Source organism: Nitrobacter sp. JJSN (genome assembly GCF_051912485.1).
Lineage (GTDB): Bacteria > Pseudomonadota > Alphaproteobacteria > Rhizobiales > Xanthobacteraceae > Nitrobacter.
This window is the reverse complement of sequence record NZ_CP196822.1, coordinates 1,563,053-1,577,827: the sequence shown is the minus strand read 5'-3', so window position 1 is coordinate 1,577,827 and position 14,775 is coordinate 1,563,053. Positions and strand designations below refer to the sequence as shown.

Sequence of the window (14,775 nt, the reverse complement as noted above, 5' to 3'; positions counted from 1 at the left end):
TCGAGGGGTCCGGTGCAGAGGCGCAACGTCTTGGTATCCGGAACAAGAGATGGAACTCCGCGGATGGGTGGTGTGAGACTGCTGGCCGGGGCTACAGCATTAGCTCTTGTGACGGCATGGTCGGGGGCGACGACACCGGTCCTCGCCGACACGATCGAGGCGGCGCTGGTCCGTGCCTACCAGACCAATCCTCAACTCAACGCGCAGCGCGCCTCGGTGCGCGCCACCGATGAAAACGTGCCGCAGGCTCTGTCCGGCTATCGGCCCAAGGCCGCCATAACGGCGAACGGCGGTTATCAGTATACTGATGTCAAGAACGGTTTGCCGGGAGGCCAGGGGCTGTCGATTAATGGCGCACAGGCGCCGGCATCTGTAGGCGCCACGGTTACGCAGACGCTCTTTGACGGCTTCCAGACCTCCAACAAGACCCGTGCAGCAGAAGGACAGGTTTCGGCGTCGCGCGAGGGCTTAAGGGTTCTAGAACAGACCGTGCTGCTCTCTGCGGCAACCATCTACATGGATTATTTGCGCGACTCCGCCATCGTGGAAGTCCAGCGCAGCAACGTCCGCGTGCTTGAGGAGACACTGAAGCAGACGCGTGATCGTTTCAACGTCGGCGAAGTTACTCGCACCGACGTTGCGCAATCGCAAGCTCAGCTCGCCGCCGGTCGCACTCAGCTTATGACCGCCCAATCCACCCTCACGACCACGCGTTCAAATTTTCGCCGCATCATCGGCAACGAGCCGGGGCAACTGGCGCCGGGTTCGCCGGTCGACCGTTTTCTGCCGGCAACGCTCGCCGGCGCCGTGGATCTGGGCCTGACCCAAAATCCTAACGTCACCGCGTCGATGTATGGCATCGACATCAGCCATCTGCAGGTCAAAGTCGCCGAGGGCGCGCTGTTCCCGACCGTGAGTCTCCAGGCCAACGTGCAACAGGGCTACGGACAGCAACTCACGGTACAGAAGCAGTTCTTTGCATCCGCGATCGCACAGGTGTCGGTGCCGATCTACCAGGGCGGCGTGGAGTATGCGCTGATCCGCCAGTCGAAGGAAACATTGGCGCAACAACGTCTCACCCTCGACCAGGTCCGCGATCAGGCCCGCGCCAGCGTGGTGCAGGCATGGGGCCAACTCGTTGCGGGCAAGTCGCAGGTTGTATCGGCGCAGGCGCAGGTCGAAGCGTCCGAGGTTGCGCTCAACGGCATTCGCGAAGAGGCGAAGGCCGGACAGCGAACCACGTTCGACGTGTTGAACGCGCAACAGACGCTCGTCAACGCGCGCGTGGCGCTGGTAACGGCTCAACACGACCGCGTCGTCGCATCCTACTCCGTGTTGAATGCCGTCGGCCGGCTGTCGCCGCAGGTGCTGAAGCTAAACACCACCGTTTACGATCCCAGTGTCCATTATCACCAGGTTCGTGATAGTTGGGTCGGCGTACGTACGCCGGACGGGCACTGATCGCGCGCTGACAAAGGGCTGTGTCCACAGCCCTTTGCTTGCAATCAATTATTGCCGTGCCATACCTTTGCATGAGACCGCGAAGCAATTCGTGCGACACCGGTGTTTATCGGCCAGCTGCTGAAGTACGGGGCGGAGTATCGATGCCGGTGTCGATTCGTAACGCTCGATCCGGGGGCAAATCGGGTTTGCGATCAAAGTCCGAGTCCGCATCTGGAACCGGAAAATCCTCTATCGCTTGATGCCAGAACACTGGCGCGGGCCGTGACGATTTGGAGTTGGACATGACGCAACCTGCAAAGGTCCAAGAACCCTCGATGGAGGAGATTCTGGCGTCAATCCGCCGCATCATCGCCGACGACGAAAAGCCCGCGGCGGCCGGAAAGCCGGCGACCGCGAATGCAACGGTTGCGAAATCCCAGCCGGTTACTCCCGCCCCGGCCGCGCCCGCAAAGCCGGCCGCCGACAACAGTCAGGACGACATCGATGCGCTACTCGCGAATCTCGATGCCGCAACCACGGAGGAAGAGGTTCGACCGGCCCCGGTCGACGAGGTGTTTGAACTGACGGACGAGATGGCACTTCCGCCACCGGCAAAGGCCGCTTTCCAGAAAGTTGAACCGCAAGACGATCTGGAGTTCGCGGAGACTGCACCAGCCCCGGCCAGCCGGCCACAGCCGGCCGCCGTCGACTGGTCGGCCGTTCCGAATACCCCGCCGGCAGCGCAAATTCTGTCGCATTCGACAGTTTCAGCGGTCGAGACAGCCTTCAATTCACTCGCCAGCACGGTTTTAAGCAACAACGCCCGCACCCTTGAGGACCTCGTCAAGGAGATGCTGCGCCCGATGCTGAAGTCCTGGCTCGACGACAACCTTCCGGGGCTGGTCGAGCGTATCGTCAAGGCCGAAATCGAGCGGGTGTCGCGCGGACGTCCGTGACCCGTTCCCCAAGTCCGCAATACGGTGGCCGGATCTGGGTCGGCGAAGGTCGAAATTGCCCTATCTGACATCGTGAGGCAATCTGCCGCCCTTGGGCCGGTTTATTCGGCGGTCTGTTGACTTGGCGCGCGCTGACAGGCTTTTAGCGCTCAGACATCCTTCATTTTGCGCGTTCGGCTGAAATTGCCCCGACTGTGATTGCATCGCCATGATCGAAAAGACCTACCAGCCTGCTGATATTGAAAGCCGTATGTCCCGTATCTGGGAAGAGGCCGGCGCGTTCAAAGCCGGGCGGGCAGAGCGCCGCGACGCCGAACCATTCACGATCGTCATCCCGCCACCGAACGTCACCGGCTCGTTGCACATGGGTCACGCGCTCAACAATACGTTGCAGGACGTGTTGTGCCGCTTCGAGCGGATGCGCGGCCGCGACGTGCTGTGGCAGCCCGGCACCGATCACGCCGGCATTGCCACACAAATGGTGGTAGAGCGGCAGTTGATGGAGCGGCAGGAACCAGGCCGCCGCGACATGGGCCGCGCCAAATTTCTCGAGCGGGTCTGGCAGTGGAAGGCGGAGAGCGGCGGCGTCATCGTCAACCAGTTGAAGCGGTTAGGGGCCTCCTGCGACTGGTCGCGTGAGCGCTTCACCATGGACGAAGGTCTGTCGCGCGCGGTCGCCAAGGTGTTCGTCGAACTGCACCGTGCGGGCTTGATCTACAAGGACAAGCGGCTGGTCAACTGGGACCCGAAACTGCTCACCGCGATTTCCGACCTCGAGGTAAAACAGATCGAGGTCAAAGGCAGCCTCTGGCATCTGCGTTACCCGATCGAGGGCACGAACTTCAATCCGGACGATCCTTCGACCTATATCGTCGTCGCCACCACGCGGCCGGAGACCATGCTGGGCGATACTGCCGTCGCCGTGCATCCGGACAACGAGAAGCTTGAGCACCTGATCGGCCGCAACGTCGTGGTGCCGCTGGTTGGCCGCATCATTCCGATCGTCGGCGACGACTATGCCGATCCGGAAAAGGGGACCGGCGCGGTCAAGATCACCCCCGCCCACGACTTCAACGACTTCGAGGTCGGAAAGCGCCACCGCCTGCCGCAGATCGGCGTGCTCGATCGGGAAGGTCGGCTGACGCTATCCGACAACGAGGATTATCTGCGCGGCCTGCCCGAAGGCGCGTTGATGCTGGCCGAGGAGCTTCACGGCACCGACCGTTTCGCCGCGCGCAAGGCAATCGTCGCACGTCTCGAAGACTTCGGTTTCCTCGACAAGGTCGAGCCGCACGCGCACATGGTGCCGCACGGTGACCGCTCCGGCGCTGTCATCGAACCCTACCTGACGGATCAATGGTACGTCGACGCCAAGGAGCTGGCGCAGCCGGCGATGGCAGCCGTGCGTTCGGGTGATACGACATTCGTGCCGAAGAACTGGGAGAAGACCTACTTCGAGTGGATGGAGAACATCCAGCCGTGGTGCATCTCGCGCCAGCTCTGGTGGGGTCACCAGATTCCGGCATGGTACGGTCCGGACGGCAAGGTCTTTGTCGCAGAGACAGAGGACGAAGCAGTCGGCCATGCGCTCGGCTATTACGTCGAGCAGGGTATCCTCACCGTGGATGAGGGCGCCGAAATGGCGCGCGATCCGGCAAAGCGTGATGGGTATATCACGCGCGACGAAGACGTGCTCGACACCTGGTTCTCCTCGGCGCTGTGGCCGTTTTCGACGCTCGGCTGGCCAGACGAGACGCCGGAGTTGAAGCGCTACTACCCGACCAACGTGCTGGTCACTGGTTTTGACATCATCTTCTTCTGGGTCGCCCGGATGATGATGATGGGCATCTACTTCATGAAGGAAGCGCCGTTCTCGACGGTTTACATCCACGCGCTCGTCCGCGACGAGAACGGCGCCAAGATGTCGAAGTCGAAGGGCAACGTCATCGATCCCTTGCATCTGATCGACAAATACGGTGCTGATGCGCTGCGCTTCACTCTTGCGGCGATGGCGGCGCAGGGCCGCGACATCAAGCTGTCGTCGCAGCGGGTCGAAGGCTATCGCAATTTTGCAACCAAACTCTGGAACGCCTGTCGTTTCGCGGAAATGAACGATTGTGTCGTTCCTGCGCAGTTCGATCCGACCGTCGCGAAAGAAACGCTTAACCGATGGATCGTTCATGAGACCGCGCGCGCCACCAGCGAGGTCACCGCGGCCATCGAATCCTATCGTTTCAATGACGCCGCCGGTGAAATCTACCGCTTCGTGTGGAATGTCTACTGCGATTGGTATCTCGAGCTCGCAAAGCCCGTGATAATGGGCGAGGACGGTCCCGCCAAGTCCGAGACCCGTGCCATGATCGCCTGGGCGCGCGATGAAATCCTGAAGCTTTTGCATCCGTTCATGCCGTTCCTCACCGAGGAATTGTGGGCCGTGACATCGACACGGACACAACTGCTGACGCTGAGCCCATGGTCGATCAAGGCCGATCTCGCCGGCGAGCAGGATGCATTAATCGCGGCCGCAGATCCCTTTGCCGAGCCAGAGCCGCATGCCGATCCGTCTGAGCCTTATTTCCGCGACGACGCAGCCGAGGCCGAGATCGGCTGGGTGGTCGATCTGGTCACGGCCATCCGCTCGGTCCGCGCGGAAATGAATATTCCGCCCGCTACGCTGACGCCGCTGGTGCTCGCAGGCGCATCCGCCGAGAGCAAGGCGCGGGCACAGCGCTGGAACGACGTCGTCAAGCGAATGTCCCGGCTCGCGGACATCTCATTTGCGGACCGTGCGCCGGAAGGCGCCATTCAACTGCTGATCCGCGGCGAAGTCGCCGCGCTGCCGTTGAAAGGCATCATCGATCTTGCCGCCGAGCGGGCACGTTTGGGCAAGGAAATCGCCAAAGCCGATGCGGACATCAATCGCGTCGACCTCAAACTCGCCAATGAGAATTTCGTCGCCAACGCGCCGGAAGAGATTGTCGAGGATGAAAAGGAGAAGCGGGAAACCGCAATTGCGCGCAAGGCAAAGTTCGTCGAGGCGCTGGAGCGTTTGAAGGCTGCTGAGTGAGCGCTGCGCAGCCGTCATCGCTGCGTCCGTTGAGTTTGCTTTGGCTCGGAGGTGTCGGGCTGCGGCTCACGATCCTTGCCGTGCCGCCGGTTCTGGCGGTGATTATCTCGGATCTTGCGCTGTCCGGAACCGAGGTCGGGATTCTCAACGCCATTCCGGTCAGCCTGTTCGCGCTGATCGCGGTTCCAGGATCGCTGCTGATCGCTCGCGTCGGCGCCGTCAAGGCGCTCGTGGTCGGCCTCCTGATTGCCTCAGTCGGATCGGCGCTGCGCGGCTTCGCCATCGACGCCATGACCCTGTTCGCCGCGACCGCGGTGATGGCAGCGGGCGTAGCCGTGATGCAGCCGGCGCTGCCACCGTTGGTGCGGCAATGGGTTCCGCGCCGGATCGGTTTCGCCACGGCCGTCTACACCAACGGATTGCTGTGCGGCGAAATCTTTCCGGTCGTGCTCGCGGTGTTGGTCGTACCCCTGCTGGGAGGCGGGTGGCGCGCAAGCCTCGAACTCTGGTCGGTTGCGTCGGCAGCGATCGCGCTGGTTGTCTTCCTCGCGCGGCCAAGCGGGGAAGGCGTGTCAGTCCAGCACCGTCGCTGGATGCCGGACTGGCGCGATCCACTGCTCTGGAAAGTCGGTCTCGTCGCCAGCGCGAACAACCAGCTTTATTTCTGCACGAATGCATTCCTGCCCGGCCTGCTGCTCCAAACCGGCCATACCGAACTGATCCAGCCGGCGCTGTCGGCGCTCAATCTCGGGCAGTTGCCGGGATCGATCCTTCTGATGGTCGCCGCCAGCCGTCTTGAGCGGAGAAGGTGGCCGCTGATTCTTTGCGGCGTATTGGGCTTGCTTGCTGTCGTCGGGGTCGCGACGACCACAAGCCTGTGGGGAATCGTATGCGCCGCGGCGCTGGTGGGCTTCACCTGTGCCGTCGGCCTGACTCTTGTGCTGACGCTGCCGGCGCTGCTGGTGGCTCCCGATGACGTGCCCCGCAAGTCGGCCGGGATGTTCACCATCGGCTACGGCATTGCGATGCTGATCTCGATTGTCAGCGGAATGGTCTGGGATATCACGGGGAATGCCGCCTTCGCGTTTGTGCCGATCGGTCTTGCCGTCATACCGATGGTCGTGCTGCCGCTCGCAATCGATTTCAGGACGCAGCGCTCCTGAACGGCTTGCTCAGGAATTTCGATCCCTTCAATCCGTATCGCCATGGTAGGTCGGCGGCCTTGGTGATTCCGATGCGCACGCCGGCAACGACTTCAACCTCGCTTGTGCGCCGATAGACCGCGATCGGCGGCGCATCGATCGGCAGTGCGTTGTGCGCAATCGATATGCCGAGCGCCTCGCACAGTTTGCCAGGCCCCGAACACAATAGACGCTCCTCGTGCAGCCTGCGGCGCCGCCGCATCGTCGGAATGCCGTGGGTCGGTTGCAGCGCGCGGATCAGAACCGCGGCGGCGGAGCCATCCTTTTCGCACACGAAGTTCACGCACCAGTGGATGCCGTAGGAGCGATAGACGTAGACGAATCCGGGCGGGCCGAACATTACCATGTTCCGCGCCGTCGGTCCGCGATGGGAATGCGCCGCCGGCTCGGTATGGTGATAGGCCTCCACCTCGACGATGATGCCGCCGACCCCCTCCACCAGCAGCGTGGCGCCGATCAGATCGGGCGCGACGTCATGCACGCTGCGCCCGAAAAACGAGCGTTTGAGCGGGGTGCCAGGTGGGTCCGGGATGTCAGATGGCGCGATTGGAGTCATCAGGCGGCAATCGGGGCAGGCGGGGCGCTATGGGATATGTTACATATATGACTGATCTGGCGAAGCGGGTTGCAGCCCTGCGTCGGGCGGATTACCTAGCGCGTATTCCGCAAAAGTGGATACCGGTTTTGCGATCAGAATACGCGCAAGTTATTGGTTGAGAGTCTCCTGCACAGCGGATCATTCATGGTCGTCGTCCTCGATACCGTTTCTGCCAATCCCATCCGGCCTCGCCATCCGGAAAAGGTCAACCGGCCCGACGCGCCGTCGCCGCCGAAGCCGGACTGGATTCGCGTGCGCGCGCCGAACACGCGCGGCTATGCGGAGACGCGGCGGATCGTCAAGGAGAACGGTCTCGTCACGGTGTGCGAGGAGGCGGGCTGCCCGAACATCGGCGAGTGCTGGGACAAGAAGCACGCCACCTTCATGATCATGGGCGACACCTGCACCCGCGCCTGCGCCTTTTGCAACGTCAAGACCGGAATGCCGGGCGCGCTGGAAGCCTCGGAACCCGAATATGTAGCCGAGGCAACCCGCAAGCTGGGCCTGGCGCATGTCGTGGTGACATCGGTCGACCGCGACGATCTCGACGACGGCGGCGCCGAACATTTCGTGCAGACCATTCGTGCGATCCGCGAGCGCTGCCCGACCACCACCATCGAGATCCTGACACCGGATTTCCTCCGCAAGGACGGTGCGCTGGAAAAGGTCGTGGCGGCGAAGCCCGACGTTTTCAACCACAACCTCGAAACCGTGCCATCGCGTTATCTCACGGTACGGCCCGGCGCGCGCTATTTCCACTCCATCCGCCTGTTGCAACGGGTGAAAGAGATCGACCCGACGATCTTCACCAAGTCGGGGATCATGGTCGGACTCGGCGAGGAGCGTCACGAAGTCTTGCAGGTGATGGACGACCTGCGCTCGGCGGATGTCGACTTTCTCACCATCGGGCAGTACCTGCAGCCGACCCGCAAGCATCATGCCGTGATACGCTACGTGACGCCCGAGGAGTTTTCCGGCCACGAGACCGTCGCCTACACCAAGGGTTTTCTGATGGTATCGGCGAGCCCTCTCACCCGCTCGTCGCATCACGCGGGCGAGGATTTTGCGAAGTTGCAGGCCGCGCGCGCGAAGTTGTCGCGGTAAGCTTCACCGGGATGCCGACGTTCTCCAGCAAGCGCCGCGTGCAATACAGTTCGGACCAGATGTTCGATCTCGTCGCGGATGTTGAGCGCTATCCGGAGTTCGTGCCGCTATGTCAATCACTGAAGGTGCGCCAGCGTACGCCTGCAGCCGACGGCAAGGAAGTCGTCGTTGCCGATATGACTGTATCATTCAAATTGGTGCGCGAGACGTTTACGAGCAAGGTGACGCTGGATCGGCCGAATCTCAAAATTCTTGTCGAATATCTGCGGGGGCCGTTCAGTCATATGGAAAACCGCTGGACCTTCGAGCAGAAGGCAGATCGGGCATGCGACGTCGGGTTTTTCATCACCTATGACTTCAAGAGCCGGATGCTGGCGATGCTGATGGGCGCAATGTTCGACGCAGCGTTCCAGCGTTTCGCAGCGGCTTTCGAGAAGCGCGCGGACGTCGTCTATGGTCCGCCGCATACCTGGAAATAACGCGACGTCGTCTCAGGTTTTCTTCGGAGAGGGCTTCAGCGGTCCGCCGGTCCGGCGCCGCTCGGTCGCGCGACGCAAGGGCGCCCGCGCCGTTCGCGGTCGCAGGCGGCTGACGCTTTCGCGCCGGACTTTCGCGGGCGGCTTCGGGCCCCGCGCCATCTCGATCAGCATCCGCAGGGCTTCAACGACCGAACGTTGCCGCACCGCGCTGCGGCCGATCGCGCCAAAGCGGCTTTCGCGATGGCTCAAGCGGCCGTCACGTGCGGCGACTGCGAAATGAACGAGACCGACGGGTTTGCCCGGTGTCGCGCCGCCGGGACCCGCGATGCCGGTGATGGCGACGGCCAGATCGGTGCCGGCGCGTTCCAGCGCGCCGACCGCCATGGCGGTTGCGGTTTCCTTGCTGACCGCACCAAAACTGTCGAGCGTGCTGGCCTTGACGCCCAACATCGCGCGCTTGGCCTCATTGGAATAGGTGACGAAACCGCGATCGATCACGTCCGAGGCGCCAGGAATATCGGTCAGCGCACCGGCGACCAGCCCGCCGGTGCAGGATTCGGCCGTTGCGATCGTAAGCTTGCGCATCCGGCAAAGGTCGAGCAGCGAACGCGAGAGAGCGCGAGTATCGCTGCCGCTCATGTCAGGTACTCCAGCCCTTTTCGTCCCAAGGCAGACGGACGGTCGCGCTGGCTGTCGCCGCGATTCCTTCCTCGCGCCCGGTGAAGCCGAGCCGCTCGCTGGTGGTCGCCTTTACGGCGATGCGCGAGATGGCGACGCCTGTGATGTCCGAGATACGCGCGCGCATCGCATCGCGCAACGGGCCGACCTTGGGCCGCTCGCAGATCATCGTAACTTCGAGATTGGCGATGCGGCCGCCGCGCGACGTGACGCGATCGACAGCGTACTTCAGGAATTTGTCGGAAGCCGCGCCCTTCCACTGTGGATCGCTCGGGGGGAAATGCGAGCCGATATCGCCGTCCGCCAGAGCACCTAGAATGGCATCGACCAGCGCGTGCAGGCCGACGTCGCCATCGGAGTGGGCGAGGAAACCGCGGTTGTGCGGCACCCGGACGCCGCACAGCATGATGTGGTCGCCGTCACTGAAGGCATGGACGTCGTAGCCGGTGCCGGTCCGGACGTCGCCGAGCGCAGCCGCGAGGCGCGCTTCCTCGCGCACGAAATCTTCCGGAGTTGTCAGTTTCATGTTGGCAGCATCGCCTTCAAATGTCGCAACCGTCAATCCCACCCACTCGGCAAGCGCAGCGTCGTCAGTGAAATCGTCGCGGCCGTCGCGCGCCGCGCGGCGATGGGCGTCGAGGATTACATCGAAACGGAACGCCTGCGGCGTTTGCGCGATCCGCAAAGTTGCACGATCCGGAGTCGCATTGACGGCGCCGGAAGCATCGACCTGCTTGATGGTATCGGTCACGGGAATTACTGGCACGGCCGCGCCGGTCATATCGGTGGCGTCGATCGCACGCCTGATCAGCGCCGGTGTCGCGAACGGCCGGGCAGCGTCGTGAATCAGCACGATGTCCGGTGCATCAGCGGCGAGAGCCTCGAGGCCGGCGTGAACGGAGGCCTGGCGCGTGGCGCCGCCATTCGTTGGCAGCCGATATCGAAACCCGGCGACGGCCTGATTGAACATGTCGATATCATCCGGATTGAGCACCGGCTGGACGGCGAAGACGTCGGGATGACTACAGAACGCCTCCATGGCCCGCGAAATCACGGTTCGTCCGCCAATGGTTCGGTATTGCTTGGGACCGCCGGCGCCGGCGCGGAGCCCGCGACCTGCGGCAACAATGATGGCTGCGGTACGTTTTGAGGTCGGCATGGGAATCGGTGAGAACGAACAAGGTTGTTAAAAGGCTCGGCGTCACTGCCCTTATCATGCTCGGAACAAAAACAGCAGGATTCGACAGGAGCTGGAGGCAATATTTGTGTTGCGGCGCACTTGCATGATGCCAAAAACTGGCTACGGTGTAGGCATCGATCAGTTTTGCCTAATAAATAAGCTTATCATTTCAGAATAGCTGCGACGGAGCAGTTTGGACCATGAGCACGAACCCGACCGGTCCGGCGCCATCATCAGGTCTCGGGCCATTCACTGTTGGGGACATTCCGATCGCCAGCCGGGTTCTTCTGGCGCCGATGTCGGGGATCACCGATCGGCCTTTTCGAGGCCTTGCCGAAGAGCTGGGAGCCGGGCTCGTCGTCTCGGAAATGACGGCCAGTGACGATCTTGTCCGCGGGCGGCCCATGTCGGTGCTCCGTTGCGAAGCCACGGGCGGCGGACCGCATGTCGTTCAGCTTGCCGGCTGCGAAAGCCACTGGATGGAGGAGGGCGCGCGGATCGCCGAAGCTGCGGGCGCCGACATCATCGACATCAACATGGGATGTCCCGCCCGCCACGTGACAGGCGGCCAGTCGGGTTCGGCGCTGATGCGCGATCTCGACCATGCCCTGCGGTTGATCGAGGCGACGGTCGGCGCTGTGAAGGTGCCGGTCACGCTCAAGATACGGCTCGGATGGGACGACCGCTCGCTCAATGCGCCGGCGCTGGCGCAGCGCGCTGAGTCCGCGGGCGTGCAGATGATGACCGTTCACGGTCGCACGCGATGTCAGTTCTACAAGGGCCGCGCCGACTGGCAGGCGGTGCGAGCAGTGAAAGAGGCGGTCCACATTCCCGTCGTGGTCAATGGCGACATTACGTCCTTCGAAGCTGCTGTCGCGGCGCTGGAGGCGTCGGGCGCCGATGCCGTCATGGTTGGGCGTGGCGCGCAGGGGCAGCCCTGGATGCCGGGTCAGATTGGACGCCGGCTCGAAACAGGTATCGCGGAACCTCCTCCCTCGCTCGCGGACCAGTTGGCGTACATCCGCGCGCTCTACGACGACCTACTTCAACACTACGGCCTGCGCATCGGACTTCGTCATGCGCGGAAACATCTCGGCTGGGCGCTTGAGGTTGCGGCAGCGGCCGGCTGCGTCCCGCCATCGGTCCTCAAGACGTGGCGGGGAAAAATTCTGACGGCCGACGATCCCGCCGGCGTGCAGCAATCTCTGGTGGATGCATTCGAGGATTTTGCGTGGAGTGCCGCAGCATGACATCGCTCGCGGAACGCTCACATATCGCGCTCTCTGACGGCGAGGCGGTTCTCAATGCGCTGCCAAACCCGGTGCTGTTGGTCGCGCCTGACGGCAGGATCGTCGACGCCAACACTGCTGCGGAGTCCTTCTTTGAAATGTCGGCGCAGTTTTTGCAGCGGCAACCGTTGAAGGAAGTCGTCCCATTTGGCAGTCCGCTGCTGACGCTGATCGATCAGGTTCGGAACACCGGCTCTCCCGTGAACGAATTCAGGGTCGATCTCGGCACGCCGCGGATCGGCCGAGATCGCCAGGTCGACCTGCACGTCGCGCCGCTGACGGAACGGCCCGGCCACGTCGTGGTGATGATTCAGTTGCGTACCATTGCGGACAAGATGGATCGGCAGTTGACCCATCGCAGCGCGGCGCGCTCGGTAACCGCGCTCGCGGCCATGCTTGCGCACGAGATCAAGAATCCGCTGTCCGGCATTCGTGGTGCGGCGCAGCTTCTCGAGCAGGGAGCATCGTCGGAAGACCGGATGCTGACCCAGCTGATTTGCAACGAAGCGGACCGCATCGTTACGCTGGTCGACCGCATGGAAGTGTTCGGCGACGAACGTCCGGTGACGCGCGGTCCGGTCAACATTCACTCGGTGCTCGATCACGTCAAACGGCTCGCGCAGTCCGGCTTCGCGCGAGACGCCAGATTTATTGAGGACTACGATCCGTCGCTCCCGCCGGTCCTGGCCGATCGGGATCAATTGATTCAGGTCTTTCTGAACCTCGTCAAAAATGCCGCCGAAGCCGTCGCTGCTCTCGGAGGCGAGGGAGAAATCCAGTTTACGACCGCATTCCGCCCCGGTCTCCGTCTTTCCGTACCGGGCAAGAAATCGCGGGTGTCTCTGCCGCTGGAATTTTGCGTCAAGGATAATGGTCCCGGCGTGGCGGAGGATTTGCTGCCAAACCTGTTCGACCCTTTCGTAACCACGAAGCCGACCGGAAGCGGACTCGGACTCGCACTGGTCGCCAAGATCGTCCGCGATCACGGCGGCATCGTCGAGTGCGAATCGCAGCCGCGCAAGACCACCTTCCGCGTCCTGCTTCCGATGTTCGACACCAGCCCAAAACGCCGACAAAGCGACGATGTCGCCGTGCCGGAGACGCCGTCACATGCCTCGCGCGATCCAGGATGAGGACGAAAAATGCCTGCAGCCAACATACTTGTCGCGGACGATGACGCGGCCATCCGCACGGTGCTCAATCAGGCGCTGTCGCGCGCAGGATATGAAGTACGCCTCACCGGCAATGCAGCGACGCTGTGGCGATGGGTCAGTCAGGGCGAGGGGGATATCGTCATCACCGACGTCGTGATGCCGGACGAGAGCGCCTTCGATCTGCTGCCGCGCATCAAGAAGATGCGCCCGAACCTGCCGGTCATCGTGATGAGCGCGCAAAACACCTTCATGACGGCGATCCGCGCCTCCGAGCGTGGTGCGTATGAATACCTCCCGAAACCTTTCGACCTTAAGGAACTGGTCGCCATTGTTGGCCGCGCGCTCGCCGAGCCCAAGGAGCGTGCAGCCAGTCGCAGCGGCGAGAACGAATTTGATTCCATTCCGTTGATCGGACGTTCGCCGGCCATGCAGGAAATCTATCGCGTGCTGGCACGGCTGATGCAGACCGACCTGACCGTGATGATTTCGGGCGAATCCGGCACCGGCAAGGAACTGGTCGCGCGCGCGCTTCACGAATACGGCAAGCGACGCAACGGCCCGTTCGTCGCGGTCAACATGGCAGCGATCCCCCGCGATCTCATTGAGTCAGAATTGTTCGGTCACGAGCGCGGCGCCTTCACGGGCGCCAACACCCGCGCCTCCGGCCGTTTCGAACAGGCCGAAGGTGGGACCTTGTTCCTCGACGAAATCGGCGACATGCCGATGGAGGCGCAGACGCGCCTGCTGCGCGTGCTTCAGCAGGGCGAATATACCACCGTCGGCGGGCGAACGGCGATCAAGACCGATGTCCGCATTGTCGCAGCGAGCAACAAGGACCTCCGGATCCTGATTCAGCAAGGGCTGTTTCGCGAAGACCTGTTCTTCCGCCTCAACGTGGTGCCGCTGCGGCTACCGCCGCTACGCGAACGCATCGAGGATCTGCCCGATTTGATCAGGCACTTCTTCGCCCTGGCCGAAAAGGACGGGCTGCCGCCCAAAAAGCTCGATGCGCTTGCGCTCGAGCGCTTGAAACGACATCGCTGGCCCGGCAACGTCCGAGAACTGGAAAATCTGGCGCGCAGGCTCGCGGCGCTGTACCCGCAGGACGTCATCACCGGCCCGGTGATCGATGGCGAACTTACGGCTCCTCCGGTCGTCTCCGGACGCAGCGGACAGCAAGGTGTCGACAGCCTTGGCGGCGCCGTCGAGATGTACCTGTCGTCGCTATTTTCGGGCTCTCCGAATGGTGTCCCGCCGCCGGGCCTGTACCACCGCGTTCTCAGGGAGATCGAGGTCCCGCTCCTCACCGCGGCGCTAGCCGCGACCCGCGGCAATCAGATTCGGGCAGCCGACCTTTTGGGTTTGAACCGCAACACACTACGCAAAAAAATCCGCGATCTGGACGTCCAGGTCTACCGGACCGGAGGATAGCAGCCGCCGCATCCAATCGGTTTTCCACGGTTTTTCAGACCGAATCGGTGATTTATGCGAAGTTCAAGCGTTCCGCGCGATGGTCCGCGCCGCGGAAATGTCTCAATTGCGCAACATTGTTGTAGGAATGCATCAGTTTGCTATCGGGTATCGGCCGATTAGCCAGCAGCCTCAAACGCTCAACCATTTCCCCG

The 14,775-nt window shown here is 62.6% G+C and carries 12 protein-coding genes; 9 read left to right on the top strand and 3 right to left on the bottom strand.

The window, feature by feature from the left end; all coding sequences use genetic code 11:
- Positions 1-63 precede the first annotated feature (63 nt).
- The 4 genes from ACSZOQ_RS07750 to ACSZOQ_RS07735 all read left to right on the top strand — a co-directional run bounded on the left by ACSZOQ_RS07750 (position 64) and on the right by ACSZOQ_RS07735 (position 6,629).
- On the top strand, positions 64-1,461 hold the full coding sequence (locus ACSZOQ_RS07750) for a TolC family outer membrane protein (RefSeq protein WP_439925398.1): 1,398 nt from the start codon (positions 64-66) through the stop codon (positions 1,459-1,461).
- Positions 1,462-1,745: 284 nt separating this feature from the next.
- Positions 1,746-2,399, top strand: a complete 654-nt coding sequence (locus ACSZOQ_RS07745; protein WP_439925397.1) for a PopZ family protein — start codon at positions 1,746-1,748, stop codon at positions 2,397-2,399.
- A gap of 208 nt (positions 2,400-2,607) precedes the next feature.
- Positions 2,608-5,466, top strand: a complete 2,859-nt coding sequence (locus ACSZOQ_RS07740; RefSeq protein ID WP_439925396.1) for a valine--tRNA ligase — start codon at positions 2,608-2,610, stop codon at positions 5,464-5,466.
- Positions 5,463-6,629 carry an MFS transporter gene (locus tag ACSZOQ_RS07735; RefSeq protein WP_439925395.1) on the top strand — a complete coding sequence of 389 codons (1,167 nt, stop codon included), beginning with the start codon at positions 5,463-5,465 and terminating at the stop codon, positions 6,627-6,629. The genes ACSZOQ_RS07740 and ACSZOQ_RS07735 overlap by 4 nt, the downstream gene beginning before the upstream one ends.
- On the opposite strand, the gene ACSZOQ_RS07730 is transcribed toward ACSZOQ_RS07735, so the two are convergent.
- Positions 6,610-7,224, bottom strand: coding sequence for a DNA-3-methyladenine glycosylase (locus ACSZOQ_RS07730; RefSeq protein ID WP_439925394.1), 615 nt, complete (start codon positions 7,222-7,224; stop codon positions 6,610-6,612). The genes ACSZOQ_RS07735 and ACSZOQ_RS07730 overlap by 20 nt on opposite strands.
- Positions 7,225-7,410: 186 nt before the next feature.
- On the opposite strand from ACSZOQ_RS07730, the gene lipA reads away from it, so the two are divergent.
- Together lipA and ACSZOQ_RS07720 are read left to right on the top strand one after the other, a co-directional pair.
- Positions 7,411-8,370 carry a lipoyl synthase gene (lipA, locus tag ACSZOQ_RS07725; protein ID WP_439925393.1) on the top strand — a complete coding sequence of 320 codons (960 nt, stop codon included), beginning with the start codon at positions 7,411-7,413 and terminating at the stop codon, positions 8,368-8,370.
- 11 nt (positions 8,371-8,381) lie between these two features.
- Positions 8,382-8,849 (top strand): type II toxin-antitoxin system RatA family toxin, encoded by a 468-nt coding sequence (locus tag ACSZOQ_RS07720; RefSeq protein WP_439925392.1) that lies wholly within the window; start codon positions 8,382-8,384, stop codon positions 8,847-8,849.
- Between the two features lie 12 nt (positions 8,850-8,861).
- Here ACSZOQ_RS07720 and ACSZOQ_RS07715 read toward each other — a convergent pair whose 3' ends face one another.
- Entirely contained in the window at positions 8,862-9,488 is a 627-nt protein-coding gene (locus tag ACSZOQ_RS07715; protein ID WP_439925391.1) for a CinA family protein, read from the bottom strand.
- 1 nt (position 9,489) lies between these two features.
- A complete protein-coding gene (locus ACSZOQ_RS07710) occupies positions 9,490-10,686 on the bottom strand; it encodes a bifunctional 2-C-methyl-D-erythritol 4-phosphate cytidylyltransferase/2-C-methyl-D-erythritol 2,4-cyclodiphosphate synthase (RefSeq protein ID WP_439925390.1) in 1,197 nt (398 codons plus the stop codon).
- 221 nt (positions 10,687-10,907) lie between these two features.
- Here ACSZOQ_RS07710 and dusB point away from each other — a divergent pair, with 221 nt between their 5' ends.
- The 3 genes from dusB to ntrC are packed head-to-tail and all read left to right on the top strand — an operon-like array spanning position 10,908 to position 14,581.
- Positions 10,908-11,957, top strand: a complete 1,050-nt coding sequence (dusB, locus tag ACSZOQ_RS07705; RefSeq protein ID WP_439925389.1) for a tRNA dihydrouridine synthase DusB — start codon at positions 10,908-10,910, stop codon at positions 11,955-11,957.
- Positions 11,954-13,129, top strand: a complete 1,176-nt coding sequence (locus tag ACSZOQ_RS07700; protein WP_439925388.1) for a two-component system sensor histidine kinase NtrB — start codon at positions 11,954-11,956, stop codon at positions 13,127-13,129. Before dusB ends, ACSZOQ_RS07700 begins: the two co-directional genes overlap by 4 nt.
- Before the next feature lie 9 nt (positions 13,130-13,138).
- Positions 13,139-14,581 carry a nitrogen regulation protein NR(I) gene (gene ntrC, locus ACSZOQ_RS07695; RefSeq protein ID WP_439925387.1) on the top strand — a complete coding sequence of 481 codons (1,443 nt, stop codon included), beginning with the start codon at positions 13,139-13,141 and terminating at the stop codon, positions 14,579-14,581.
- Positions 14,582-14,775: the final 194 nt, after the last annotated feature.